Raw genomic sequence first — 26,009 nt, forward strand, 5'->3', positions numbered from 1 at the left:
CAATGAAAAAATCAATCTTATTTTTAGCCTTTTTAGCATGTTCGTTTATTGTAAACGCACAAAAAATAAAAGGAAATGGAAACATGACTACTATTACCAGATCAACATCAGACTATGATGGTATAAAATGCGCTGGGTCGTTTGATTACATTTTAGTAGCAGGAACTGAAGGTAACATAACTATCGAAGGAGAAGAAAACCTTTTAGAGTATATAGTTACCGAAGTTAAAGGTGGAAACCTTATCGTTAAAACCGAAAACAATGTTAACCTTAGAACAAGTAAAGGGAAAACAATTAAAATTACCATTCCTTTTAAAGACATCAATAATGTATCGCTTGCTGGTTCTGGAGACCTTTGGAACGAAGATAAAATTACCTCTACAAACCTCGACGTAGCTTTAGCTGGTTCTGGTGATGTAGTACTTAACGTAGAGGCTTCTTCTATAGTTGGAAAACTAGCTGGCTCTGGCGATTTAACGCTTAAAGGTAACACCAATGAGTTAGAAGCAAAAGTTGCTGGTTCGGGCGATTTTCATGGCTTTAATTTGCAGTCTAACCACACAAATGTAGCTGTTGCAGGTTCTGGTGATGCAGAAGTTGTGAGTAATATAAGTTTAAAAGCAAGAGTTGCAGGTTCTGGTGATATAGAATATAGAGGCAACCCAAAAACTGAAGACACTAAAGTTGCAGGCTCAGGAAGTATTAGCAACTAAAATAATTTCATCAATCAATTAAAAAAGCCACTCAATCCCATTACTTAGGAAGAGTGGCTTTTTATTTTTATCGTTTATATTTCTTAATACGTAATATTAATAACACCTGAAGTAATACTAAGGTCTCCTCCATCAGCATTGGTAACTACTCCTCCAAAAGAACCAACTAAATTTCCAGCTTCATTAACTGTTATATTTGATACAAAATCAAATGGAGGTCCTAATTCTGAAGGATAAAATACTGATGTTAATGTTAATTCAAAAGTATCATTAATTAAACCTTCTCCTGTAGTATCAACAGGTACTTCAAAATAAATTGAATATACAGATCCTGGAGATGTATCTACTCCTGTAACTTTTACCATTCCGTTTTCAACAGCTACACTAATATCTTCAAAATCAATTGGAGCTGTACCTGCAAAAAGGCTTAGTTCCTGATCAGGGTTTTCAACATTTACAACACATTCGCCTAAATCATCAACAATCGCTTGTAAGCTTCCGTCGTTATCTCCACATTCGGCAATTTGGTTTTCTAAAGCCAATTTGTAAGCATTACAATAATCAGCATAATTATCGTCAGTTGCATTATTAAAGTTTACCTCAGCTAAGTTAGTTGCGTTCGCTAAAGCTTCACAATCATCAAATCCGTTAGGATCTGAACAATCTCCTAAAGCGTCGATACTAGATTGAATGCTTCCATCAGGATCACCACAAGCAGCTAATAAGTTTTCTAATGCGGTTTTGTACGCAGAACACAATTGAGTATAGTTATCATCAGTAACCGAAACAAAAGCTAAAGCAGCTGTAGCTACTTCTTGTGCTGCAGCTTCACAATTTAAATTTCCTGAGTTTGATGTATCTATTTCACTATCTAATGGTTCGTTTTCGCAAGTAAATGCTGATAAAAGAATAAATAGAGAAAATAAAAAACTGAGTTTTTTCATAATAGTTTTGAGTTGAATTTTTACAAACATAATACTTTTAATTAATTTTCAGGATTAGATTTAGGTACTCTGAACAATAAAATTATTCCAAATAAGAAAAACAGAAATAAAAATACAATAGCATTTCGCATTGTACTTATGTGGTCAACAATAGCAAAAATAGCCATACCTATAACGATTCCTATTTTTTCAGCTACATCATAAAAACTAAAATATGAGGTTGAATCTTCAGTTTCTGGTAAATATTTTGAATACGTAGAACGAGCCAAAGCTTGTATTCCTCCCATTACCAAACCTACAAATGCAGCAGTAACATAAAAGTGTATTGGCAATGTTACAAAGTAAGCACAAACACATAAAAGCATCCATATAGCATTAATTACAATTAGCGTGTATTTGTTTCCAAAACGTTTTGATGCTCTCGAAGTCAATACAGCTCCTAATACAGCTACTAATTGAATTACCAGTATACTCACTATTAATCCTGTTCTTTTTTCATTATCATCAGCCCAAAGAATTTCTTTTTCACCAAAGTAAACAGCCATTAACATAATGGTCTGTACAGCCATACTAAATACAAAAAACGCATATAAATAACGCTTTAATCTTAGGTTTTGCTTAAGATCTTTCCAAACCGATTTAAGCTCAGTAAATCCGTTAAAAATTACACTTTTGGTTACTTTATGACCTTTAGATGCTCCTTTTGGTAATACGTAAAATGTGTACTGACTAAATATAATCCACCATAACCCAACTGTTATAAATGAAATTCTCATAGCTTCTATTGAAGCTGTATTTCGAGACTCTTCGGTTGTACCAACATCAAATCCAAACCACTCAGGAAACATAACCATAAAAAGGTTAAGAATTAATAATAACACGCTACCTATGTAGCCCAAACTAAATCCTTTTGCACTTATGCTATCCTGTTGGTCCTCGAACGCGATGTCTGGTAAATACGAATTATAAAACACCAAACTTCCCCAATATCCTATAAGTCCCATAAAATAGAATAGTAAACTAACGTGAATTAAATCTTTACTAAACCAATACAAACCTATACAACCTAAGCCACCAACATAACAGAAAAACTTCATGAACGTTTTTTTGTTTCCTACAAAATCGGCAATACCTGAAAGTATTGGTGATGAAAACGCAACCACAAGAAAGGTAAACGCTGTTACAATTTCAATTAAAACGGTTTGTTTAAATTCATATCCAAATGCCGAAACTAGTTCGGTTTTTGTTGCAAATAAACTCCCATAAAACAATGGAAAAATAGAAGATGCTATAGTTAAAGTATATACTGAATTTGCCCAATCATAAAATGCCCAAGCATTAAGAAGTTTTTTACTTCCCTTTTGAAGTTCTGCCATAGTTAGTTAAAATAAAAAGCTGCCCTTTTTAGGACAGCTTCTAAAGTAATCAAATATTTTTAGAATTTGGTGTTATCATTTAAACGATGTTACACCAAACTTTTTTGCTTCAGCTTTTGCCTTTGCAGCATTCTTTGTAAGATTAGCAATTCTAGTTTCGTTTGAAGGATGCGTACTTAAAAACTCAGGTGGTGCTTGTCCTCCACTTTGTGCTTGCATACGTTTCCAAAGTTCAGCACATTCATCAGGATTATAACCTGCAATAGCCATAATCATTTGTCCAATCTCATCAGCTTGCGTTTCATGACTTCTGCTAAAAGGTAGCATTCCTAATACATTTGAACCTACTCCATAAGACTGGTTAAATATATTTCTGGTTTGCTCATCTTTTATAGCAAAATTACCTGCTACTGCAAGACCTTGTTGTATATATGCAGCACTCATACGTTGTTGTCCATGGTTTGCTAAAGCGTGTGATACCTCGTGTCCCATAATGGCAGCTACTCCTGTTTCTCCATTTGCTATTGGTAAAATACCTGTGTAGAATACAATTTTTCCTCCAGGCATACACCAAGCGTTTACAGTTTCGTCATTAACTAAATTATATTCCCATTGGTAATCTTTTAAATACCCTTCATAGCCATTAGCATTTAACCAACGCTCAGCAGCAACTGCAATACGTTGACCAACACGTTTAATCATTTCAGCATCAGCAGTTCCTGTAACTACTTTGTTTTCAGTTAAAAATTGATCGTATTGCGAAAATGATGATGGAAACAATTGGTCGTTAGATACAAATGCCATTGTTTTTTTCCCTGTAAAAGGGTTTGTTGCACAAGATAAAAACAGTAATACTGTACCTAATGCAACGATGCTTTTTCTATAGTTCATTATTGATGGTGTTAAATGTTATTAGTTATAAATTTACAAAAATCATTCCATACAATTATGACACATAACATCATAAATTGTCACAATTAACTTACAGTTTAGTTCTTATTCTCCCACCAAGTGAAGCTCGGTAAAGTCTTTATCAACTATCATACTATTGTCTCCATTCATCTTAACATTAGCTAATGGAATATCGACATTATCAATTTGGATACTAGAAACCTTAAATGGCAATCCATGGAATTTTACTAAAAACTGCTGATAGTTTGCTGTAAACTTACCTTCTTTATGTTGCTGAATAATAAGCTGATTTGGCTTTCCTGTTAACTTAAACGTTCTAAAACTATAACGTCCTTTTATGTAGTCATAACCATCATGTGCATCATCATAAAACAGAGAATCTTCTTTACCTTCTTTGTAATATACATCTAATACTACTTGGTCTATTTCTTTTTCGTCTACATACTGCTGAACAGGATACTTTGGGATAATTGCTCCTTCTTTCACAAAAATTGGCATACTATCAATATCAGCATCAACCCACATTTCCTTTCCTCCATTAACAATTTCATTTGTCCAGAAATTAAACCATTTTCCTCTAGGTACAAACATGCGTCTGCCTCTTGCATTTTGTTCTAAAATTGGACAAACCAATATTTTTTCACCAAAAATAAACTCGTCATTTCTGTAATGTGTATGAACGTCTTCTTGATCAAACAACATTAATGATTTCAACATTGGAATACCTTCTTCAACATACTGCCAAAATGTAGTATATAAATATGGAAGTAATTGGTAGCGAAGTTCAATAAACTTTCTAACAATGTCTGTTACGTCTTCATCAAAAGCCCATGGTTCTTGATCGCCATGATCACCAGAAGAATGTACTCTACAAAATGGGTGAAATACTCCTAACTGAATCCAACGAGTAAAAAGCTCACCTTGTGGCTGTTCTGCAAATCCACCTATATCACTACCAGCAAATGAAAAACCAGACATTGCCATGCGTTGTGCTTGTATGTTTGCTATCCATAAATGCTCCCATGTTGCAACGTTATCACCTGTCCAAGTTGATGTATATCTTTGAGTTCCTGAATAGGCTGCTCTTGTAATTACAAATGGTCGTTTTGGATAAGAGTACTTTTTTAATCCTTGATATGTAGCTCTCGCCATTTGCATACCATAAATGTTATGCGCTTTTCTGTGACTACAAGGGTTACCATCATAATCGTGTCTTACATCGTTAGGGAAAGTTTTATTAGGTACTTCCATAACTGCAGGCTCGTTCATATCGTTCCAAACTCCTTTTACACCAATGTCTTCAACAAGCTCTTTGAATAAACCAGACCACCATTCTCTAACTTCAGGATTTGTAAAATCAGGGAAATAACATTCCCCAGGCCATACTTTACCTTTCATGTATGGTCCATCAGCACGTTTACAGAAGTAGTCTTTATCTAAAGCTTCTTTAAACACACTGTATTCCATATCTATTTTAATTCCTGGATCAATGATAACAACAGTTTTAAAACCATCGTCTGATAGTTCTTTAACCATTCTCTTAGGATCAGGAAAATAGTCTTTATTCCAAGTAAAACACCTAAAACCATCCATATAATCAATATCTAAATAGATAGCATCACATGGTATTCTTAACTCTCTAAATTTTTGAGTGATTTCTTTTACCTTACTTTCTGGATAATAGCTCCATTTACATTGGTGAAAACCTAAGGCCCAAAGTGGTGGTAATTGATGTGGTTTTCCTGTTAAATCTGTATAATTAGCAACTACATCGCTCATTTGAGGACCATAAATGAAATAGTAGTTCATTTCGCCTCCTTGAGCCCAAAAACTAGTGACGTTACGTCTTTCATTAGCAAAGTCAAAAAATGACCTAAAGGTATTGTCAAAGAAAATTCCGTAGGCTTTTTTATTGTGCAATGCTGTATAAAACGGTATTGTTTTATAGATTGGGTCTGTATTTTTACCATAAGCGTAAGAATCAGTTACCCAGTTTTCAAAACGTTTTCCTTTTAGGTTAAGCTTTGCTGGTTTATCTCCAAGACCAAAGTAACTTTCACCATCATGAGAGGCTTTGCTCATTTTTACAATATTGCCTCCAAACTCATAGCTTTCTTCCCAATGAAACCCTAATTCGTCTTCGTTTATCAAACTTCCATCAATAGCATCAAACAATGACACTCTAAGATCTAGTTTTGAAATTTCACAAATTAGTTTTGAAGTTGTGACTTTATAAACTTCCTTCTCTTCTTCAATCTCAAGTTTATTATATCCTCTACTTGCATATTTGGTTATTGCATAGGAAAAATCGTTTTCAAAATTGCCTGTTGTTGTAAACCTAAATCTCAACACACTATCTCTAACCACTGTTAATTCTAAAACAACATCATTGTCAGTTTTAAAATATAAGGTATCAACATCTTTGCTATACGAAACAATCTTTGAAGGAAATAAGTTCCCTTTATATTCTAATTCAGTATTTACAATCATAAGTCAAGGTTAATATACATAACAAAAAAACGTATAAGTTACCACATATAAAACATTAGTTTATAAGAATTATTAACTATAACGTTTTCGAAAATTTATTTTGAATATTTAAACGCTACCATACCTAAAGGCGGAATAGTAATCTCTACAGAATGCTTTCTATACTGCCAATCTTTTTTCTCTGACTTAAGCGTTTTGTTTTGATATTCACCTGTACCATTGTATGACTTTAAATCACTATTAAAGATTTCTTTAAGTGTTCCTTGTTTAGGTAAACCTATTCTATAGTCTTCCCTAGGAATTGGTGTCATGTTACACACTACAATAATGTTATCTTTTACTAGCTTACCTTTTCTTATATAGACAAGTACAGAGTTTTCAGAATCATTATAATCTATCCATTCAAAACCGTCGTTTGAAAATTGTTTTTGGTGTAAAGCAGGTTCACTTTTGTAGAATGTATTCAAATCTTTTATGAGTGTTTGAACACCTTTATGAACATCATACTGTAATAAATGCCAATCTAAACTTTGTTGAAAATTCCATTCTTCGCTTTGTCCAAATTCGGCTCCTTGAAACAGCAAGTTTGCTCCAGGATGTGTAAACATGTAACTATACAGCAATCGTAAATTTGCAAAGCGTTGCCATTCGTCTCCTGGCATTCTACCTAGTAAAGAACGTTTACCATACACAACTTCGTCATGTGATAAAGGCAGCATAAAATTCTCAGAAAACGCGTAGGTCATTGAAAACGTTAAATCATTTTGATGATGCTTCCTATAAATAGGTTCTTTTGCAAAATATTGAAGTGTATCGTGCATCCAACCCATCATCCATTTCATGCCAAATCCTAAACCTCCTAAAAAAGTTGGTTTTGACACCATTGGATATGCTGTAGATTCTTCAGCAATGGTTTGTACATCAGGAAACAAACTATAAACGGCTTCATTCATTTCTTTCATAAAATCAATAGCCTCAAGGTTTTCCCTACCTCCAAACTTATTGGGTTCCCACTCTCCTTCTTCTCTTGAATAGTCTAAAAACAACATAGATGCTACAGCATCAACCCTTAAACCATCTGCATGATAATGATCTAACCAAAAAATAGCGTTACTAATTAGAAACGATTTTACTTCATTACGACCATAGTTAAAAATTAGGCTTTTCCAATCAGGATGATAGCCTTTTCGCTTATCAGGATGTTCGTACAAATGTGAGCCATCAAAAAAACCGAGTCCGTGAGCATCTTCTGGGAAATGTGATGGTACCCAATCTAGAATAATTCCTATGTCATTTTGATGAAGTTTATCTACCAGAAGTTTAAACTCTTCAGGATACCCGAAACGCGATGTTGGTGCAAAATATCCTGTAATTTGATATCCCCAACTTGGGTCATAAGGATATTCCATTACTGGCATCAACTCTACATGTGTAAAGTTCATGTCCTTTACATAGCTTACCAACTCGTCAGCTAATTCTCGATAAGACAAAAACCGATTGTGTTCTAGCTTTCGTTTCCAAGACCCTAAATGCACCTCGTATACTGAAAATGGAGCATCCAAAGCATTATTAGCTTTACGCTTTTTCATCCATTTGGCATCATCCCAAGTATAATTTTCATCATCCCAAACTATTGAAGCTGTTTTTGGAGGATGTTCGCATCGTCTTGCGTAAGGGTCAGCTTTTTCAGTTATTATATCAGCATTATTACTATGTATTTTATACTTATACACACTGCCTTTCCCAACATTGGGTATAAAGCCTTCCCATATTCCGCTAGAATCCCAACGTACATTAAGTTGGTGTTGTTCATCTTCCCAAAAGTTAAAATCACCTATAACCGAAACAACCTTAGCACTTGGAGCCCAAACAGCAAAATACGTCCCTTTTACTCCATTTAAAGTAGTAATATGAGAGCCAAACTTTTCATAAAGTCTGTAATGCTTTCCTGCTTTGAAAAGACCAATATCAAATTCTGTAAACAAACTATGGGCTATTACCTTTTCCATATTGAGAATTAAACACTAAATGTACATAATTAAATACACTGTAAAAGTATTATTTCTTTTAAATAAATGTAATTTTAAGCTAATGGTTTCGACCAAAACCATAAAAAATTGAAAATTTAGAATTATGAAAAAGCTCTTTTTATTATTTGCTATTGGAATGTTATTTAGCTGCAATACTGTAGCGCAAAAAACAAAAACTACAAAAAAGGACGTTTACAAAGTGAACAAAACTGATGAAGAATGGAGACGCGTTTTAACTGATGAACAATTTTATGTTTTAAGAGAAAAAGGCACTGAAAGACCTCACACAGGCAAGTACAATTTACATTTTGAGAAAGGCACATATGCTTGTGCAGCTTGTGATGCTCAATTATTTGAAAGTGGAGATAAGTTTATGTCAGATTGTGGTTGGCCCAGTTTTGACAATGCCATTGAAGGTACTATAAAATATAAAGAAGATCGCTCTTTAGGAATGATTCGTACCGAAATTCTTTGCGCCAATTGTGGAGGACATTTAGGACACATTTTTAACGATGGACCTACTGCAACAGGAAAACGTTTTTGTGTAAACTCTGCGAGTTTAAACTTTGACGCTAAAGCTGAAAAAAATTAGCACCTAGTCATTGACTTAAGTGTTATCTTTACACTTATGGAAAATACAATAATTTCTGGTATAATCAAACAGTTTGAATATTACAAAACTGCTGCTGACAAAACATTTGACCAACTATCTTTTGACGATATAAATTGGCAACCAAATGATACCTCAAATAGTATTTCTATAATTGTTAAACACATGGTAGGAAATATGTTGAGTAGGTGGACCAATTTTTTAACAGAAGATGGTGAAAAAGATTGGAGGCATCGCGAACAAGAATTTGTGGCAACTTACACAACTAAAAACGATGTATTGCAAGCATGGGAAATGGGTTGGGACTGTTTGTTTGACGCTATACAACCACTTAAAGATTCTGATTTAGAACGTATAGTTTACATTAGAAATGAAAAGCATACTGTAGCTGAGGCTATCTTTAGGCAATTAGGACATTACCCTTATCACATCGGTCAAATTGCTTATATAGGAAAATTGCTAAAAGAGAATCATTGGAAATCATTATCTATTCCCAAAGGACAATCTGAAGCATTTAACAAAGAAAAATTCAACAAAAACAGAAATTAACTTTTTTTCACTTCAGATTTTACAATGTGATGTTTTTTATAAGGCCTAATAATTAGTCGTGCTTCCCTATCAAAACGAATGTAATTATACACCCAGTTTATAAAAACAACTGCTCTGTTTCTAAATCCTATTAAAAAGAATAAGTGAACAAACATCCAAACAAACCATGCAAACACACCTTGAAATTTAAACGACTCTAAATCTACAACCGCTTTATTACGACCAACTGTTGCCATTGATCCTTTATCGTTATACTTAAACGGTTTCATGGGTTTACAATCTATTAATCTCACCAAGTTATCTCCAAGTTGTTTTCCTTGTTGAATAGCAGGTTGAGCCATCATAGGATAACCTTGCGGAAAATCTTCGGTTTGCATGCAAGCAATATCACCTACAGCAAAAATGGTGTCAAACCCTTTTACTTGGCTAAACTGGTTTACCACTATTCTATTACCTCTTGCAATGTAATCTTGAGCATCTAATCCTTTTATGGTAGCACCTTTAACACCTGCAGCCCAAACAACAGTTGCAGTTTCAAAAGTAACATCAGTATTAGTGGTTACCGTTTTGCCATCATATCCTGTAACTCTTAAATCCTTCCAGATGTTAACACCTAGTTCTTCAAGAAAATCTTCAGCTTTTTTAGAAGCCTTTTCACTCATTTCTTTCAACACTCTGTCACCAGATTGCACAAGATTTATTTGTGCTAAACGCGTATCTAAATCAGGATAATCTTTAGGTAAAATGCCTTTCTTTATTTCGGCTAAAGCACCAGCTAACTCAACTCCTGTTGGTCCTGCTCCTACAATTACAAAATTCATTAAAGCATTACGCTCATCAAGGTCTGATGTGAGTAGCGCATCTTCAAAATTTTCTAAAATTAAACTTCTAAGATTAAGCGATTGTGGTATGCTTTTCATAGCCATACTATGCTTTTCAATCGATTGGTTACCAAAATAATTGGTTTCAGAACCTGTTGCAATAACCAGATAATCGAACTTTAAATCACCAATATCAGATTTTACTACTTTATTTTCGGCATCAATCTCCTTCACATTTGCCATTCTAAAGAAAACATTAGGAAAATTTTTCAATATTTTTCGCAATGGATATGCAATAGAATCAGGTTCTAATCCACCTGTAGAGACTTGATATAGTAAAGGCTGAAACGTGTGATAATTGTGTTTATCCAATAAAACAACTTGTGCTTCTTTTTTTGATAATCTTCTGGCAAGAGAAATGCCTGCAAATCCACCACCAATAATAACAATGCGTGGATAACTCACTCTAGGTATATTCATAAAGCTTAACTTTCAATACAAAGGTAGCAAAACATATAATTTTTTGTTAGCTAAATTCATATTTCAATTTAGGTTTTGTAAATTCGTAGCTTCAAAATAAGACAAAACAAATTCTCATGAGTAAATACGATATTATTGTTCTTGGAAGTGGTCCTGGAGGCTACGTAACTGCTATTAGAGCTTCTCAATTAGGTTTTAAAACTGCAATTGTTGAAAAAGAAAGTCTAGGTGGTGTGTGCTTAAATTGGGGTTGTATTCCAACAAAAGCATTGTTAAAATCTGCACAAGTATTTGAATACTTAAAACATGCTGAAGATTACGGATTATCAGTTAAAGACGCTGATAAAGATTTTGATGCTGTTGTAAAACGTAGTCGTGGTGTAGCAGATGGTATGAGCAAAGGTGTTCAGTTTTTAATGAAAAAGAACAAAATTGACGTTATTGAAGGGTATGGAAAAGTAAAACCTGGAAAGAAAGTTGAAGTTGACGGTAAAGACTACAGTGCTGACCATATTGTAATAGCAACTGGAGCTCGTTCTAGAGAGTTACCTAGCTTACCACAAGATGGTAAAAAAGTAATAGGTTACCGCGAAGCAATGAGCTTAAAAGAGCAACCTAAAAAGATGATTGTAGTAGGTTCTGGAGCTATAGGTGTTGAGTTTGCTTACTTTTACAACTCTATGGGAACTGAGGTAACTATAGTTGAGTACTTACCTAATATTGTTCCTGTTGAAGATCAAGACGTATCTAAACAACTAGAACGTAGCTTTAAGAAAAGTGGTATTAAAATCATGACTTCAGCCGAAGTAACTAAAGTTGACACTTCAGGAAAAGGTGTTAAGGCTACTGTAAAAACATCTAAAGGAGAAGAAGTTCTTGAAGCTGATGTAGTATTATCTGCAGTAGGAATTAAAACTAATATTGAAAACATAGGATTAGAAGACGTAGGTATTGTTGTTGATAGAGATAAAATTTTAGTAAATGATTTCTACCAAACCAATATACCTGGTTATTATGCTATTGGAGACGTTACTCCTGGTCAAGCATTAGCTCACGTAGCCTCTGCTGAAGGAATTCTTTGTGTTGAAAAAATTGCAGGAATGCATGTAGAAGCTTTAGACTACGGAAACATTCCTGGTTGTACATATTGTACTCCAGAAATTGCTAGCGTTGGTTTAACCGAAAAACAAGCTAAAGATCAAGGTATCGATATTAAAGTTGGAAAATTCCCATTCTCAGCTTCTGGTAAAGCAAGTGCTGGTGGAAATAAAGAAGGCTTTGTAAAAGTTATTTTTGATGCCAAATATGGTGAGTGGTTAGGATGCCACATGATTGGTGCTGGCGTAACTGATATGGTTGCTGAAGCTGTTTTAGGTAGAAAACTAGAAACTACAGGTCATGAAGTATTAAAAGCAGTACATCCTCACCCAACAATGAGTGAAGCGATTATGGAAGCTGTTGCAGATGCTTATGATGAGTGTATTCATATCTAAACAAAACAAACTAATAGATATAAAAAGCAATCCTTAATTTGGGTTGCTTTTTTTTATAATACAAGTCCCATTCCTATGAACAATCCATTAGGAGCTATTTCTTCAAATCCTATGGTGTATTTCATGTGAGCATCTAATGAAGGTGTGATATTATAAGACGCACTTATATCTGCTCTTACCTTAAATTTACTAGAGAAAAAATCAAAAAAGTAATTAAGACTAGGTCCTGCAAGTAAGTTAAAATTGTTAGCCACTTCATATTTGGCATAAATAGGAGCATTTATAAACTTAAAATCACTAAGCCCAATGTATAACACTTCAGGTTGCAAAGAAAAGGTTTCGTTAATTTCAAACTCAGTAAAAGCACCTAAATAAAATCCTGTTTCAGTTTCAGTGTTTGCTCCAAAATTAGCTTCTTCTACATTAAAAAACGTAAGGTTTAAACCTCCTTTAACTCCAAAATTCACTTCATTTTGTGAATGCATTGTAAATGTTGAAATACAAAAAAATAGTAATAGATTAAATCTCATAGTTAGTTATGTGGTTGGTTAAATTATGTGTCTAGAACTTAAATCTAGAGCCTAAATTAAATGAAGAACGCGATTTACCTTGATAATGTTGTGTATTAAAACCTTCATTCTCAAACTGCTCAGTCATTAACAAATTAAATCGCGCATAGATATTCAAATTATCATTAACATCATATTGAACTCCAGTAGTCATGGACATGGAGTATTCGCGTGGAACTCCTGTATTATCTGTGAGAATATTAACTTTTGGACCAGCCATTACACTAAATTTATTTGTAACTCCATATTTTAAAAGAAAAGGATATTCAAAATAATTAAAATGCGGTGTAATGGTTTTATGCAGTTCTGTTCTCAAGGTCCAATTATCTCCAAGTATGTCGTATTCTGAAAAATAACTACCATAAAAGTAATTAATCCCTAAATCTGAATTCAAGACTTCGTCACTTTGTGTAAAAGAATCTATTGGTTGAGTGCTCGTTTCTTGAGCGTTAATAGTTTGAAAAAGACCAACTAATAACAGGCTAGAAATTAATCGTTTCATATGGTTGAGTATAGTATTTTACACTAATTTACAACAACATAGAATAAGTATTTCACAAAAGAACCTTAAATTATAGCTTAAAAAAAGTTAATTAACTAATTATAACTTTATAAAAAGCTTTGAATACCAAGCTCATAGCTTTGTAAACCAAAACCAACTATTACGCCTTTTGCATTAGGAGAAACATAGGATACATGTCTAAACTCTTCCCTATCAAATGTGTTGGAAATATGAACTTCTACAACAGGAGTTTCAATGGCTTTTACAGCATCACCTATACCAACAGAAGTATGTGTATAAGCAGCAGCATTTAATACAATACCATCATAAGCACCATAACCAGCTTCATGAAGTCTATTAATAATTTCGCCTTCAATATTTGACTGAAAGTATTCAATGCTTACGTTTTTATACTTTTCTTGTATTGTATCAAAAAACTCATTAAAAGTTAAGCTACCATATATATTGGTTTCACGTTTACCTAGCAAATTTAAATTAGGTCCATTAATAATAATTAGTTTCTTCATATAGTAAAGATATTAAAAAAAGGTATAAAAAAAGCCGAAGCAACTGCTTCGGCTTTTTTCAACTATTATTTTTTATAATTAGAAGTGAAAAGCAAATCCAATTAAACCTTGGAAAGCGCTTTCAGCTTTTTCCTCATCTAAAGTTACATTGTAACGTACAGTTGGCTCAATACTTACGTTTGGAGCAACAAACCAAGCATAACCACCTTGTACACCAACCCAGTTAGCGTTGTTTCCATCTTGAGAAACACCTGTAAAATCAACTCCTACAGGAAACTGTCCGTCGATGTAGTATTTTGCCCCAACTTTGTAAGCAAAGATTCCATCGTTAAAACCATCATCAGCATAACCTAAACCAGCTTTAACCGCTAAGTTATCCATAACAAAATAACCAGCTTCAGCACCAGCAGACCAAGCAGTGTTCCCATCAATAGATGTTAAAGAAAATGCTGTACTTCCTGTTGTCCAAGAACCAGTGTTGATTTCAATAACCATACTTCCTTCTGATAAAGCAGTTGATGCGTTGTCAGAATCTTGAGCGTTTACATTAGATAATCCTAATACTGCAGCAGCAGCAAATAAAAATAATTTTTTCATAATTGATTAAGTTTTTTTTAAATTGAGGTTGCGAAAGTATATAGAAGTTTTATATCTACACAACATTTTAACAAGAATTTTCTTAACTTTTTAATTATCAGAACATAAAAAAAGCCGAAACGAATGTTTCGGCTTCATTTTTTATGTTTTGGAATATTATAACCCAAACTCAATACCTAAAGAAATTGCATCGAAAGATCCACCATCAACACTTACTCCCTTATAAGATAAAACGATATCTAAAGATTCGCTTACTCCATATTGTACTTTAGGAGCATAGTAAAATCCACCATCGTTACCATCTGGACTTAGTCCTATTGCGTATCCTAAGTCAGCTCCTAAAGTAAATTCTTCAGAAACAGCAAAACGACCAGCAGCAGCTATTGGTAAAAATCCTGCATCGTCTACATCAATAGATGTTCCTAATACTTCAACAGAATCTCCAAAATAGTGATGATAACCAGCAGCAACACCTGCATTGAAGCTTTCAGAAACTTCCCATAAATAATTTGCGTCTAAATTAACTCCAAAAGTGTAAGAGTCTCCAGCATCTCCAATTGGTAATGCAGCACTAATTCCTGCATTAAAATCTTGGGCTTTAGCAGTAAATCCAAAAGCTACCATAGCAGCTAATAACATTAATTTTTTCATAATATTTAAAGTTTTTAAATTGATTATTAGCAAACTAAACACTTTTTTTTGAATTTTTCACATTTTTATCGCTAGTTATTAACAATTTTATACACATTAATTTTTAAAAACATGATTATCAATACTTTAAAAAATACGTTATTAACAATTTTTAAGAAATATACGACATATGACGTACTGATTTTGACTAATTTACAGTAAAAAAGTACTATTTTTACCCAATGAAATGGCTAAATGCACTCAAAGATTATAAACATTATCTCAAAATTGAAAGAGGATTGTCTGATAATTCAATTACTAATTATGAGTATGATGTTCAAAAACTTATCACCTATTTAGAAGCAAATAACATTAATCAATCGCCTGATGTAATTGATTATGATACTATACAACCATTCATTTACGAATTATCAAAATCTCTTAATGCTAGGTCACAATCGCGTTTAATATCTGGTTTGCGTAGTTTTTTTAGCTACTTGGTATTTGAAGATTACAGAACCACAAATCCTTTAGACCATATAGAGTCGCCTAAAATAGGCCGAAAACTACCAGACACTTTAAGTATTGAAGACATCGACTCGCTTATAGCTGCTATTGATATTACCAAAGAGTATAATGGAATACGAATTGGTGAACGTGATAGAACAATACTAGAAACACTTTACAGTTGCGGATTGCGTGTAAGCGAACTTACTAACCTAAAGCTATCTGATCTTTATTTTGATGAAGGATTTATAAAAGTAACAGGTAAAGGTAATAAGCAACGGTTTGTGCCTATTGGAAAAAACACTCAAAAGTACATTAACATCTATAAAAACGAAGTGCGTACAACTATTAATGTTCAAAAAGAGTTTAAAGACACTTTATTTTTAAACAATAGAGGGAAACAGCTTACTCGTGCTATGATATTTACAATTATTAAACAGCTAGCAAAGAAAACTGGTCTTCAAAAAACTATTTCTCCACATACATTTAGACATTCGTTTGCTACTCATTTATTAGAAAATGGTGCCGATTTAAGAGCTATACAACTTATGTTAGGTCATGAAAGTATTACCACTACCGAAATTTATATGCATGTTGATAGAACTCACTTAAAAGACGTACTTACTCAGTTTCATCCAAGAAAATAATGTTCTTCATAATTTTTTCTAAAAATCAGTCCTATCTTTGTGACCCTTTTTTAGATTATGTGTCTTAACACAAAAGCCCTTACATCAATCAATACTTATGGAAAATAGCAAGCTACTCTACATAGAATGCTTAAATAATGATAAATACCTCGAAGAGTTAATTACCGATAGTTATAAATGGCGTTTTGCTTTAGAAAACTCAAATATTGGTGTTTGGGATTGGAATGCAAAAACTAACGAAGTCTTTTATTCTGAAGAATCTAAACAAATGATAGGCTATGAAGATTATGAAATTGGAAACACATCAGACGAATGGGACAAAAGAGTTCATCCTGAAGATAGAGAAGCCTATTACAGAGACTTTAATGCACACTTAAGAGGCGAACTTGATATCTATATAAACGAACATAGAATACGCTGTAAAGACGGAAGTTATACGTGGATTTTAGATAGAGGTAAAGTTGTTAGTAAAGATAACGATGGTAAACCTACAAGAATTATTGGTACGCACTCCAATATCACCAAACGTAAAGAAGTTGAAGAGGCATTAAAAATAAATCTTGACCTTATAACTAATCAAAACGATAGATTGCACAACTTTACTCATATTGTATCTCATAACCTACGCACACACGTTGGTAACTTTGAGAGTATTTTAGAGTTTTATGACCAAGCTAGTTCTGAAAGTGAAAAAGAAGACATGGTTAATCATTTAAAAACTATTTCAAAATCTTTAACTGAAACCATAACCGATTTAAATTCTATCATTAGTATTAAATCAAAGTCAGATACCAAAGCACTTAATCAAAGAGTAAACTTAAGAGACGTTGCAAAAAAAGTTATGGAAAGCTTAGTGCTTGATATTAAAAAACATAATGTTTTAATTGAAAATCTTATTCCTGAAACAATTTATTTAAACACCAACGTAAGTTACTTAAATAGCGTTATACACAATTTAATTTCAAACAGTATTAAATACAGTAGTAAAACACGTCAACCCATAATAACATTAAATTGCGATGTAACTATTAACACTATTCAACTTACTGTTAAAGATAATGGTATTGGTATAGATTTAAACAAACATAAAGACAAGATTTTTCAGCTTTACCAAACATTTCATGGCACACAAAGAGAAGACTCCAAAGGCATAGGTTTATATATCACAAAAACCCAAGTAGAAGCTCTTGGAGGAACTATTGAAGTTGATAGCACTCCTAACCAAGGCACTTGCTTTAAAGTCACATTAAACACATAAAAAAAGCACCTTTTTAGGTGCTTTTTTTACGTTGTAGTAGTTTATATATTCTATTTAGCAATATTAACTGCTCTTGTTTCTCTAATTACAGTAACTTTAACCTGACCAGGATACGTCATATCTGTTTGGATTTTTTGTGAAATCTCAAACGATAAGTTTGCTGCTTGATCATCAGATACTTTTTCACTTTCAACAATTACACGAAGCTCTCTACCTGCTTGTATTGCATAAGCTTTATTAACTCCTGTAAATCCAAAAGCAACGTCTTCAAGGTCTTTTAACCTCTGAATATAAGAATCTAGCACTTGTCGTCTTGCTCCTGGTCTTGCTCCTGAAATAGCATCACACACCTGAATAATTGGCGATAATAAAGTAGTCATTTCTATTTCGTCGTGGTGCGCTCCAATAGCATTGCATACTTCTGGTTTTTCACCATATTTTTCAGCCCATTGCATTCCTAAGATAGCGTGAGGCGTTTCGATATCAGCTTCACTATCTGGTACTTTTCCTATATCATGTAATAATCCAGCACGTTTAGCTAGTTTTGGGTTTAGGCCTAATTCTGCAGCCATAACACCACATAGCTTAGCAACTTCACGAGAGTGTTGTAATAAGTTTTGTCCGTAAGACGAACGGTACTTCATACGTCCTACAAGCTTTATAAGTTCAGGATGTAATCCATGAATTCCTAAATCAATTACAGTACGCTTACCTACTTCAATAATCTCCTGCTCTATTTGTTTCTGCGTCTTTTTAACAACCTCTTCAATACGTGCAGGATGAATTCTACCATCAGTTACCAACTTATGTAACGATAAACGCGCTACTTCTCGTCGTACAGAGTCAAAGCATGATAAAATGATTGCTTCAGGTGTGTCATCAACAATAATCTCTACTCCTGTTGCAGCTTCAATAGCTCTAATGTTTCTACCTTCACGACCAATAATGCGTCCTTTAACGTCATCAGATTCGATATTGAAAACCGATACACAGTTATCAATAGCTTCTTCAGTACCTATACGCTGAATGGTGTTAATAATAATTTTCTTTGCTTCTTGTTGAGCGGTAAGTTTAGCTTCTTCTATTCTATCTTGAATAAAGGCCATTGCATCAGTTTTAGCTTCACCTTTAAGTGACTCTACCAATTGTGCTTTTGCATCCTCAGCAGAAAGTCCTGAGATAACTTCTAATTGCTGAATTTGGCTTTTATGCGCTTTTTCGAGCTCTACTTTTTTCTTCTCTAAAAAGTCTAAACGAAAATCATAATCTTTGATTTTCGCGTCTAGTTCTTGATTGGCTTTTTTACTTTTTGAAAGCTCGTTAGATACTTGAGACTCTTTATCTCTAGTTCTTTTTTCGGCTTCAGCCATTTTTTTATCTCTAGATAAAATCACCTTTTCGTGTTCAGACTTTAGCTCGATAAACTTTTCTTTTGCCTGAAGTATTTTATCTTTTTTAATCGATTCTCCTTCGGAGTTTGCTTGCTTTATAATTGAATCTGCTTCACTTTTAGCATTCTTTATAAGCTTTGATGCGTTGCTTTTTTCTAATGATTTTGCAACTATATATCCAAGTATTACTCCTAATACTATTCCTCCAACAATTAATAAAATTGTGTTCGTTTCCATGTTTAGTTAGTGTTTATATATAAAAAAAGCCTACATCAGTTGAGCATTTTGTATAAACTCCTTAAAAACAAGTTTAGGGCTAACAAGCTGATCAAGGATCCATTCAAAGATGGCTTGCTTTTACAGCTTAAACTCACCCTTTTTAAAGAATTAACGTTGAGTTTATCAAAAAAAATAACTAATGTAGGCAGTAACCTTATGTTTTATTTAAAAGAACGTTAGGCTGATAAATGTTTGTGTAATAGTTCATCAAGTGCTGATAACTTGTTTTGAACTTCTTCACTCACATTTGCCTTATCTATTTGTTTTTGCTCTACCTGAGATGCAAACTGTAACGCACACATGGCCAATACATCTTGCTTATCTCTGACAGAATAATTCTGCTCAAACTGAGAAATCATGTCTTCAATTTTCTTTGCAGCTCTTCTCAAACCTTCTTCTTGGCTTGGAGCAATCGTTAAAGGATATACTCTATTTGCTATTGAAAGCTTTATTTTAAGCTGTTCTGCCATGATTTATTTTACTAACATTATTCAGATAATTGCGCTATACAATGGTCAATATCCCTGATTAATGTATTTATTTTGAGCTTAGTTTCTCTATTATCTTCGCCACTGCCAAGTAATGAATTTGCCATTTTTAGAGCTTCATACTTTTCAACCCAAGAACTTATTTCTTCTTGTTGTTGAATATTTTTTTGTTGTTGTATTGCTAATTCTTCTGAAAGTTTAGCATTGGTTTGCCTTAAAACCTCTAGTTTGTGCAAAACCTTGCTAATTTTATTCTCTAAAGAATCTACAATATCTTCAATTTTACTCATTTACAAATTTCAATACTGTTGAAACAAAGTTAACATACCAAATCAAAAATTACAATTGTTTTACAATAAATTTTAAAATATTTAATTAATAGTATGATAAGCAATCAATATTTAATGAATAACTCTTTATGCTTTTGAAGATTACATTCAAATTAATATTTTAGCTATTATAATTCCATATATGAAATACCTTTTTTCAATCCTTTTTTGCTCGCAATTCTATAGTGCTTACGCACAATACCCTCAAGATTACTTTAGGAATCCTTTGGATATTGACCTTGTTTTATCTGGTACATTTGCTGAGTTGCGTTCTAACCACTTTCACTCAGGATTAGACATTAAAACACAACAACGCACAGGCTTAAAGGTTTATGCTGCTGCTGAAGGTTATGTGAGCAGAATTAAAATTTCACATTATGGTTATGGTAAAGCGTTGTACATTACTCATCCTAATGGATATACTACGGTTTATGCACATTTAGAGAAATTTTCGCCAAGAATTGAAGAATACATCAAGCAGTGTCAATACCAAAAAGAAACTTATGAAGTAGAGGTCTTCCCTACTCCTGACGAGCTTCCCATTACAACTGACGAAATGGTTGCTTTCTCAGGAAACTCAGGGTCTTCTGGCGGACCACATTTACACTTCGAAATTAGAGATAATGCTGAAAGACCTATAAACCCAATGCTCTTTGGCATGGATGTAAAAGATTCTAAAAAGCCTTTAATTTCTGGTATATATGCCTATCCTAAAGACGAAAATTCGCATGTGAACAATTCAAAAAAACGTGTTGAACTAAGATTAATACCAAATAAAAATGGTGATTATTCCGTTGAAAGTGTTGAAGCTTATGGAAATATTGGGTTTGGTATAGTAAGTTATGACCAATTAGATGGAGCCAATAATAAAAATGGTGTTAGTAACATTCAAACCTTTTTTAATGGCAACAAGAGTTTTGAAATGGATTTTAAGCGTTTTAGTTTTAACGAAACCAAACACATCAATCGTTATATAGATTTTGAAATTTATAAAACGAAACGCTCAAGAGTTCAAAAATTATTTGCACAATCTGGTAATACACTTAGTATGCTTAAAGATTTAGATAATAATGGGTATTTAATTGTTGAGGACAGCACCTCTTCGGTTTATAAAATTAGAGTTAAAGATTTTAAAGACAACGATGCGTGGATTACCATTCCTATTATTGGAAAAAAAGAAGTCAAAAAAGAACAAGAAGAACTCAACGATATTAAACCGCTACACTTTGCGTATGCCAACCAAGTAACTACTTTAGAAAAAGGTAATGTTTCGGTTTATATTCCTAGCAATACGTTTTACGATGACCTTCATTTAGATTTTAATGTTAGTAGCGACACCCTATTAATGCATAAAGATGTGGTACCATTACTTAAAAGCTATACCATAAATTATGACATAAGCAATTATAACGATGTTGATAAAGACAAACTGTTTATTGCTGAACTTGTTGGGTATTATCAAAGACCATCTTATGTGTATACAACCCGAAAAGGAGATGTGCTTTCAGCTAGAACAAAATCCTTAGGAACATTTGCTTTACAAAGCGATTTAGTAGCTCCTACTATTACTCCTGTTAATTTTACCGATGGTAAGTGGATGAGTAAATCCTCCGAATTGAAAGTGAAAATAGCCGATGATCTTTCAGGCATTAGTAATTACAGAGCAACTGTAAACGGAAAATGGATTTTAATGGAGTATGAATACAAAACAGGTGTATTAACCCATAATTTTGATGATGGTATTGTTACTGATACCGAAAATAAATTAAAAGTAATTGTTACTGATAATGTAGGAAATAGTTCTACTTTTGAAGCAACCTTTTTCAGAAAATAAAATTTACAGCATTTGAAACCACTTACCAACTATCTACTTTTGTTTTTCTTTGTCTTGTCTACAATGGCTTTTTCACAAAACGCTACCATTAGAGGTGTAATATTGGATGAAAACGATACTCCTATTTATGATGTAAATATCAAAGCAGGTGATTTAGGAACAGCAACAAATATAAACGGGTTTTACGAACTAAAAATACCAGCAAACCAAGATGTAACCATTGTTTTTACACATTTATCACATAAACCAATAACACAAACTTTTAACCTAAAAAGTGGTCAAGAACTGGAATTTAACCCAGTAATGAAAGTTGATGTAGAGCAAATAGGTGTTGTTGTAATTAACACAAATACAAGACAATCAGTAACTGGAGTAACCACAATAGCTCCCGAAATGATTAGAACCATAAAAGGTGCGCAACCAGGAGTTGAAAACATCTTAAAAACATTACCAGGTGTAAATATTTCCAATGAATTGAGTACACAATATTCAGTAAGAGGTGGAAATTTTGATGAAAACTTGGTATATGTTAACGAAATTGAAGTGTATCGTCCGTTTTTAATTCGTTCTGGTCAACAAGAAGGGTTGAGTTTTGTGAATACTGACTTGGTCCAAAATGTAGATTTTTCAGCTGGTGGTTTTCAAGCAAAGTATGGAGATAAACTATCTTCGGTATTAGATATTACGTATCGAAATCCAATAAAGTTTGGTTTAAGAGCAGACTTAAGCTTGCTTGGAGGAAGTATTGCTGCTGAAACTGTTAGTAAAGACTCTAAGTTTTCAGGTATTGTAGGTTTGCGTTATAGAGACAATAGTCTTTTAATAAACTCTTTAGAAACCGAAACTAATGTAGTTCCTGTTTTTGCAGATGCTCAAACCTATTTAACGTATAAGTTTTCTGATAAATTTCATTTAAATTTCCTTGGAAACCTTTCACTTAACAAATACGATTTTAAACCTCAAAACAGACAAACCAACTTTGGTACTATAGATAATCCTGTAGCTTTATTGGTGTTTTATGAAGGTCAAGAAAAAGACCGTTACCAAACTGCTTTTGGAGCATTTAAAGCTAATTATTTTGTAAACGATGACCTAACCTTAAAACTCATTACTTCTGCGTATCACACGACTGAAGAGGAATACTTTGATATTTTAGCACAATACAGACTAGGTGAAGTCAATAGCAATATTGGAGACGAAGACTTAGGTGAAGTGGAGTTTAGTGAAGGTATTGGCTCTCAACTTACGCATGCTAGAAATAACCTTGATGCTGTAATTGTAAATGTTGAGCACAAAGGAGACTATAAAATTGATGAAGAAAGCACACTTGAGTGGTCAGCAAAATATACTCATGAAGATATTAGAGATCGTCTAGTAGAATGGGAAGTTATTGATAGTGCAGGTTTTTCAATAAACCCACCAAATATTGATGCGTTTAACGATCAACCTTACTCGCCTTACGAAGGACCACTTGTCGCATTCCAAAATGTAAGAGCAACCAATAAAGTACTTATTGACCGTTTACAAGCCTATTTACAATATAGCAAGCGTACAAAACTAGGAGAACACGACGTGTTTTATAATGCTGGAGTACGTGTGCACAACTGGAATGTTAGTGGTGACGCTATTGAAAGTAAAAGTCATACCGTATTTAGCCCAAGAGCTCAATTTGCCATAAAACCAAATTGGGAAAAAGACATGCTATTTAGGTTTGCTGCTGGTATGTACTACCAACCTCCTTTTTACAGAGAATTAAGAGACTCTTCTGGTGTAGTACAACCAGATGTAAAAGCACAAAAATCAGTTCATTTTGTATTAGGAAACGAATACAGTTTTGAACTTTGGGACAGACCTTTCAAACTTGTATCTGAAGCCTATTACAAAAGTCTGTCTGATGTAAATCCTTACACTTTAGAAAACGTTCGAATTCGTTACAGAGCAAAAAACAATGCTAAAGCCTATGCTTATGGTCTTGACTTAAGACTTAATGGTGAGTTTGTAAAAGGCACTGAAAGCTGGTTTAGTTTTAGCTACCTTAAAACCGAAGAAAACATTGAAGACAGAGGGTATATTGCAAGGCCAACAGATCAACGTTTAAAATTTGGAGTACTGTTTCAAGATTATGTACCAAGTATTCCTGATTTAAAAATGTATCTTAATTTGGTTTATAACACAGGTGTTCCAGGAGGTTCTCCAAGTTATGCTGACCCATACGACTACCAAAACAGATTAAGAGATTACAAACGTGCCGATTTAGGTATAAGCTATGTGCTTGTTGACCAAAACAAAACCTATAATAGTAGTTGGAAACGTCATTTTAAAGAACTTACCATAGGTTTTGAAATCTTTAATATGTTTGACGTACAAAACTCAATTACCAACACTTGGGTAAGAGATGTGTATAGTAAGCGTCAATATGCCATCCCAAATTACCTAACACCAAGAGTATTTAATGTAAGGTTGTCTACTAGGTTTTAAAGGAATATAATGAAGAAAATATTGTTTCCAATAATAGCATTAATACTTTTCTCTAGCTGCAAATCAGAAAGTAAAGAAAGAGAAAACACATTAGAAAGTAATAAAAAAACTATTTCTAAAGCATCTAAGCTAACTGAACAATACAACCTATTTGTTGAGCAATTTCCAATAATTAAAACTCCTATTAAAATAAAAGCTTGTGATGATGATTTTAGTGAGTTTATCCAATTAAACGACACAAACAACATTCTTGACAGGGAAGAATTCAATTACATCTATGGAAAAATTAAAATTAATGAAGAGTATATTGCTGTAATTACACTAGAAGAAGCTGAGTGTTTTATGCCAATATTAACAACTTTCAAGATTAATGGTGAAATAGTTAATTCAAAAGAATTGATGATTGGACTTTGTGGATCTGACCCATGTTTTGAATGTGAAGAATTAATGGAAATAGATAATGATTTAAATATTTATGTTGCATTTAATTCTCGTTATTTTAATTGTGATGAAAATGGAAACGAAATAGTAGGAACTGATAAAAAAGAAGTTATTTACAAAACAGGAAAAATCACAAAAGAAGGAATTATTGAGTTAACAAATGAAGTAAAAAAACAAAACCCTGATTAAACTATAACCAAGGTTTTTCTATTAGTACTAGGTAAAAATTTAATGCCTTTAAATTTTAGTAAATTTAGCAGTCATATCGGTTGTAGATTTTTGACCTTCAATACTCATCGTCATATTGATTTTTGATAATGTAGGCATACCAGAATCTCTATCTATATCCATAGTTCCAGTAATATCACCAGATGCAGTACCCGAAATACTACCAGAAATATCAACTAAAATATTATTACGATTGATAGCTTTCACTTTGTATATAAAGTTAAACGTCATTGCGTTATCAACTTTAGTTTTTGTCCAAGTATCACCAACGGCAACTTCCTCTTTAGGGTAAATTACACTACCTGATTGATCTGCAAAGTCGGCAGCACCTTCAATGTCACTAGGCTCAACTCTAGTTTCTAAAATATTACCTAAATTATCACCTTTAGTTATAATTGTTGCCGATAACATAGGTTCCAATCGAGTCTTCATCATTTGTCCTGTTTCATCTAATTCTTCATGTTTTTTATTTGTATCATAAGATACAGCCAATTGACCTTGTCTCATATCCATTGCCATTCTAGTAATTTTCGCATTACTTTCATAGGTATCACCAGTGACCTTAGTTATATCATACTGCATATCTATTTGCATATCATTGGTTATAATATCATCACCAATTACTTGCGACATATTCATACTCATAACATATTTTTGTCCTTCAACATAATTTAAACGAAGTAACACTTTTTCTTGCGCAGCACTTACTATGCTTACACCTAACAAAAGCAGTATTAAAATTTTTTTCATCTTTATTGATTTGTGGTTAATTATTTGAAAGCTAATATAGATAAAATAAAAAGACTACTTACAGTAATTTCTTGTAACAACTTAATTGAAAAATAGTATCTTTAATCCAAGTAACTGACGGTTATACGAGACTGTT

The 26,009-nt window shown here is 33.1% G+C and carries 24 protein-coding genes and 1 other RNA gene; 9 read left to right on the top strand and 16 right to left on the bottom strand.

All coding sequences use genetic code 11. The annotated features are described in order from the left end of the window. Positions 1-2 precede the first annotated feature (2 nt). Positions 3-713 carry a head GIN domain-containing protein gene (locus DMZ43_RS08000; RefSeq protein ID WP_131507276.1) on the top strand — a complete coding sequence of 237 codons (711 nt, stop codon included), beginning with the start codon at positions 3-5 and terminating at the stop codon, positions 711-713. A gap of 83 nt (positions 714-796) precedes the next feature. On the opposite strand, the gene DMZ43_RS08005 is transcribed toward DMZ43_RS08000, so the two are convergent. The 5 genes from DMZ43_RS08005 to glgB all read right to left on the bottom strand — a co-directional run bounded on the left by DMZ43_RS08005 (position 797) and on the right by glgB (position 8,444). Next, the gene (locus DMZ43_RS08005) at positions 797-1,657 is read right to left on the bottom strand and encodes a hypothetical protein (RefSeq protein ID WP_131507278.1); all 861 of its coding nucleotides are present in this window, start codon (positions 1,655-1,657) and stop codon (positions 797-799) included. Between the two features lie 41 nt (positions 1,658-1,698). Beyond that, entirely contained in the window at positions 1,699-3,033 is a 1,335-nt protein-coding gene (locus DMZ43_RS08010; protein ID WP_131507280.1) for an MFS transporter, read from the bottom strand. 75 nt (positions 3,034-3,108) lie between these two features. After that, positions 3,109-3,924, bottom strand: coding sequence for a M48 family metallopeptidase (locus DMZ43_RS08015; RefSeq protein ID WP_131507282.1), 816 nt, complete (start codon positions 3,922-3,924; stop codon positions 3,109-3,111). A 105-nt stretch (positions 3,925-4,029) separates the two neighbouring features. After that, the gene (locus DMZ43_RS08020; protein WP_131507283.1) at positions 4,030-6,435 is read right to left on the bottom strand and encodes a glycoside hydrolase family 31 protein; all 2,406 of its coding nucleotides are present in this window, start codon (positions 6,433-6,435) and stop codon (positions 4,030-4,032) included. A gap of 95 nt (positions 6,436-6,530) precedes the next feature. Further along, positions 6,531-8,444: a 1,4-alpha-glucan branching protein GlgB gene (gene glgB / locus DMZ43_RS08025; RefSeq protein ID WP_131507285.1), complete on the bottom strand. Its 1,914-nt coding sequence runs from the start codon at positions 8,442-8,444 to the stop codon at positions 6,531-6,533. 124 nt (positions 8,445-8,568) lie between these two features. Between glgB and msrB the strand changes: the two genes are divergently transcribed. After that, positions 8,569-9,057: a peptide-methionine (R)-S-oxide reductase MsrB gene (gene msrB / locus DMZ43_RS08030; RefSeq protein WP_131507287.1), complete on the top strand. Its 489-nt coding sequence runs from the start codon at positions 8,569-8,571 to the stop codon at positions 9,055-9,057. Between the two features lie 36 nt (positions 9,058-9,093). Beyond that, on the top strand, positions 9,094-9,624 hold the full coding sequence (locus DMZ43_RS08035) for a DUF1572 family protein (protein ID WP_131507289.1): 531 nt from the start codon (positions 9,094-9,096) through the stop codon (positions 9,622-9,624). Here the strand turns inward: DMZ43_RS08035 and DMZ43_RS08040 are convergent. Then, complete coding sequence (locus DMZ43_RS08040; protein WP_131507291.1) at positions 9,621-10,925, bottom strand: NAD(P)/FAD-dependent oxidoreductase; 1,305 nt, start codon at positions 10,923-10,925, stop codon at positions 9,621-9,623. The two genes, DMZ43_RS08035 and DMZ43_RS08040, sit on opposite strands and share 4 nt — an antisense overlap. Positions 10,926-11,041: 116 nt before the next feature. On the opposite strand from DMZ43_RS08040, the gene lpdA reads away from it, so the two are divergent. Continuing rightward, complete coding sequence (lpdA, locus tag DMZ43_RS08045; RefSeq protein ID WP_131507293.1) at positions 11,042-12,418, top strand: dihydrolipoyl dehydrogenase; 1,377 nt, start codon at positions 11,042-11,044, stop codon at positions 12,416-12,418. A 53-nt stretch (positions 12,419-12,471) separates the two neighbouring features. Here the strand turns inward: lpdA and DMZ43_RS08050 are convergent, their stop codons facing one another. The 5 genes from DMZ43_RS08050 to DMZ43_RS08070 all read right to left on the bottom strand — a co-directional run bounded on the left by DMZ43_RS08050 (position 12,472) and on the right by DMZ43_RS08070 (position 15,264). Beyond that, a complete protein-coding gene (locus DMZ43_RS08050; protein WP_161566741.1) occupies positions 12,472-12,903 on the bottom strand; it encodes a PorT family protein in 432 nt (143 codons plus the stop codon). Between the two features lie 76 nt (positions 12,904-12,979). Continuing rightward, complete coding sequence (locus DMZ43_RS08055) at positions 12,980-13,489, bottom strand: hypothetical protein (protein ID WP_131507295.1); 510 nt, start codon at positions 13,487-13,489, stop codon at positions 12,980-12,982. A 107-nt stretch (positions 13,490-13,596) separates the two neighbouring features. Next, the gene (gene aroQ, locus DMZ43_RS08060; protein ID WP_131507297.1) at positions 13,597-14,016 is read right to left on the bottom strand and encodes a type II 3-dehydroquinate dehydratase; all 420 of its coding nucleotides are present in this window, start codon (positions 14,014-14,016) and stop codon (positions 13,597-13,599) included. 78 nt (positions 14,017-14,094) lie between these two features. Further along, on the bottom strand, positions 14,095-14,613 hold the full coding sequence (locus DMZ43_RS08065) for a hypothetical protein (protein ID WP_131507299.1): 519 nt from the start codon (positions 14,611-14,613) through the stop codon (positions 14,095-14,097). Between the two features lie 156 nt (positions 14,614-14,769). Then, on the bottom strand, positions 14,770-15,264 hold the full coding sequence (locus DMZ43_RS08070; protein WP_129760760.1) for an outer membrane beta-barrel protein: 495 nt from the start codon (positions 15,262-15,264) through the stop codon (positions 14,770-14,772). 221 nt (positions 15,265-15,485) lie between these two features. Between DMZ43_RS08070 and xerD the strand changes: the two genes are divergently transcribed. Together xerD and DMZ43_RS08080 are read left to right on the top strand one after the other, a co-directional pair. Continuing rightward, positions 15,486-16,397 carry a site-specific tyrosine recombinase XerD gene (gene xerD / locus DMZ43_RS08075; RefSeq protein ID WP_131507301.1) on the top strand — a complete coding sequence of 304 codons (912 nt, stop codon included), beginning with the start codon at positions 15,486-15,488 and terminating at the stop codon, positions 16,395-16,397. Positions 16,398-16,494: 97 nt separating this feature from the next. Further along, on the top strand, positions 16,495-17,655 hold the full coding sequence (locus DMZ43_RS08080; protein WP_131507303.1) for a PAS domain-containing protein: 1,161 nt from the start codon (positions 16,495-16,497) through the stop codon (positions 17,653-17,655). A 50-nt stretch (positions 17,656-17,705) separates the two neighbouring features. Here DMZ43_RS08080 and rny read toward each other — a convergent pair whose 3' ends face one another. From rny to DMZ43_RS08100, 4 genes are all read right to left on the bottom strand, one after another. Next, positions 17,706-19,283 carry a ribonuclease Y gene (rny, locus tag DMZ43_RS08085; RefSeq protein WP_129760757.1) on the bottom strand — a complete coding sequence of 526 codons (1,578 nt, stop codon included), beginning with the start codon at positions 19,281-19,283 and terminating at the stop codon, positions 17,706-17,708. Positions 19,284-19,337: 54 nt separating this feature from the next. Then, a non-coding RNA gene (gene ssrS, locus DMZ43_RS08090) (6S RNA) lies at positions 19,338-19,445 on the bottom strand. A gap of 56 nt (positions 19,446-19,501) precedes the next feature. Further along, positions 19,502-19,795, bottom strand: a complete 294-nt coding sequence (locus tag DMZ43_RS08095) for a cell division protein ZapA (RefSeq protein ID WP_129760756.1) — start codon at positions 19,793-19,795, stop codon at positions 19,502-19,504. A 17-nt stretch (positions 19,796-19,812) separates the two neighbouring features. After that, a complete protein-coding gene (locus tag DMZ43_RS08100) occupies positions 19,813-20,103 on the bottom strand; it encodes a hypothetical protein (protein WP_129760755.1) in 291 nt (96 codons plus the stop codon). A 181-nt stretch (positions 20,104-20,284) separates the two neighbouring features. Here DMZ43_RS08100 and DMZ43_RS08105 point away from each other — a divergent pair, with 181 nt between their 5' ends. The 3 genes from DMZ43_RS08105 (at position 20,285) to DMZ43_RS08115 (ending at position 25,084) form a co-directional block, all read left to right on the top strand. Further along, the gene (locus DMZ43_RS08105; RefSeq protein WP_131507305.1) at positions 20,285-21,976 is read left to right on the top strand and encodes a M23 family metallopeptidase; all 1,692 of its coding nucleotides are present in this window, start codon (positions 20,285-20,287) and stop codon (positions 21,974-21,976) included. Positions 21,977-22,039: 63 nt separating this feature from the next. Next, positions 22,040-24,454 (top strand): carboxypeptidase-like regulatory domain-containing protein, encoded by a 2,415-nt coding sequence (locus DMZ43_RS08110; RefSeq protein ID WP_131507995.1) that lies wholly within the window; start codon positions 22,040-22,042, stop codon positions 24,452-24,454. A gap of 9 nt (positions 24,455-24,463) precedes the next feature. Further along, positions 24,464-25,084 carry a hypothetical protein gene (locus DMZ43_RS08115; protein WP_131507307.1) on the top strand — a complete coding sequence of 207 codons (621 nt, stop codon included), beginning with the start codon at positions 24,464-24,466 and terminating at the stop codon, positions 25,082-25,084. A 48-nt stretch (positions 25,085-25,132) separates the two neighbouring features. On the opposite strand, the gene DMZ43_RS08120 is transcribed toward DMZ43_RS08115, so the two are convergent. Then, positions 25,133-25,873 (bottom strand): DUF6263 family protein, encoded by a 741-nt coding sequence (locus tag DMZ43_RS08120; RefSeq protein ID WP_131507309.1) that lies wholly within the window; start codon positions 25,871-25,873, stop codon positions 25,133-25,135. Positions 25,874-26,009 lie beyond the last annotated feature (136 nt).

It is taken from the genome of Meridianimaribacter sp. CL38 (assembly GCF_004328055.1).
GTDB lineage: Bacteria > Bacteroidota > Bacteroidia > Flavobacteriales > Flavobacteriaceae > Gaetbulibacter_B > Gaetbulibacter_B jejuensis.

Excerpts from the sequence above, each read along its gene's own strand:
- DMZ43_RS08110 (WP_131507995.1), top strand. The coding sequence starts at position 22,040 with ATGGCTTTTTCACAAAACGCTACCATTAGAGGTGTAATATTGGATGAA.
- aroQ (WP_131507297.1), bottom strand. The coding sequence starts at position 14,016 with ATGAAGAAACTAATTATTATTAATGGACCTAATTTAAATTTGCTAGGT.
- DMZ43_RS08050 (WP_161566741.1), bottom strand. The coding sequence starts at position 12,903 with ATGCATTCACAAAATGAAGTGAATTTTGGAGTTAAAGGAGGTTTAAAC.
- DMZ43_RS08010 (WP_131507280.1), bottom strand. The coding sequence starts at position 3,033 with ATGGCAGAACTTCAAAAGGGAAGTAAAAAACTTCTTAATGCTTGGGCA.
- DMZ43_RS08070 (WP_129760760.1), bottom strand. The coding sequence starts at position 15,264 with ATGAAAAAATTAATGTTATTAGCTGCTATGGTAGCTTTTGGATTTACT.
- msrB (WP_131507287.1), top strand. The coding sequence starts at position 8,569 with ATGAAAAAGCTCTTTTTATTATTTGCTATTGGAATGTTATTTAGCTGC.
- xerD (WP_131507301.1), top strand. The coding sequence starts at position 15,486 with ATGAAATGGCTAAATGCACTCAAAGATTATAAACATTATCTCAAAATT.
- DMZ43_RS08015 (WP_131507282.1), bottom strand. The coding sequence starts at position 3,924 with ATGAACTATAGAAAAAGCATCGTTGCATTAGGTACAGTATTACTGTTT.
- DMZ43_RS08035 (WP_131507289.1), top strand. The coding sequence starts at position 9,094 with ATGGAAAATACAATAATTTCTGGTATAATCAAACAGTTTGAATATTAC.
- DMZ43_RS08000 (WP_131507276.1), top strand. The coding sequence starts at position 3 with ATGAAAAAATCAATCTTATTTTTAGCCTTTTTAGCATGTTCGTTTATT.
- DMZ43_RS08055 (WP_131507295.1), bottom strand. The coding sequence starts at position 13,489 with ATGAAACGATTAATTTCTAGCCTGTTATTAGTTGGTCTTTTTCAAACT.
- DMZ43_RS08120 (WP_131507309.1), bottom strand. The coding sequence starts at position 25,873 with ATGAAAAAAATTTTAATACTGCTTTTGTTAGGTGTAAGCATAGTAAGT.
- DMZ43_RS08115 (WP_131507307.1), top strand. The coding sequence starts at position 24,464 with ATGAAGAAAATATTGTTTCCAATAATAGCATTAATACTTTTCTCTAGC.
- rny (WP_129760757.1), bottom strand. The coding sequence starts at position 19,283 with ATGGAAACGAACACAATTTTATTAATTGTTGGAGGAATAGTATTAGGA.
- DMZ43_RS08065 (WP_131507299.1), bottom strand. The coding sequence starts at position 14,613 with ATGAAAAAATTATTTTTATTTGCTGCTGCTGCAGTATTAGGATTATCT.
- lpdA (WP_131507293.1), top strand. The coding sequence starts at position 11,042 with ATGAGTAAATACGATATTATTGTTCTTGGAAGTGGTCCTGGAGGCTAC.
- DMZ43_RS08040 (WP_131507291.1), bottom strand. The coding sequence starts at position 10,925 with ATGAATATACCTAGAGTGAGTTATCCACGCATTGTTATTATTGGTGGT.
- DMZ43_RS08105 (WP_131507305.1), top strand. The coding sequence starts at position 20,285 with ATGAAATACCTTTTTTCAATCCTTTTTTGCTCGCAATTCTATAGTGCT.
- DMZ43_RS08005 (WP_131507278.1), bottom strand. The coding sequence starts at position 1,657 with ATGAAAAAACTCAGTTTTTTATTTTCTCTATTTATTCTTTTATCAGCA.
- DMZ43_RS08080 (WP_131507303.1), top strand. The coding sequence starts at position 16,495 with ATGGAAAATAGCAAGCTACTCTACATAGAATGCTTAAATAATGATAAA.
- DMZ43_RS08095 (WP_129760756.1), bottom strand. The coding sequence starts at position 19,795 with ATGGCAGAACAGCTTAAAATAAAGCTTTCAATAGCAAATAGAGTATAT.
- DMZ43_RS08100 (WP_129760755.1), bottom strand. The coding sequence starts at position 20,103 with ATGAGTAAAATTGAAGATATTGTAGATTCTTTAGAGAATAAAATTAGC.
- DMZ43_RS08020 (WP_131507283.1), bottom strand. The coding sequence starts at position 6,435 with ATGATTGTAAATACTGAATTAGAATATAAAGGGAACTTATTTCCTTCA.
- glgB (WP_131507285.1), bottom strand. The coding sequence starts at position 8,444 with ATGGAAAAGGTAATAGCCCATAGTTTGTTTACAGAATTTGATATTGGT.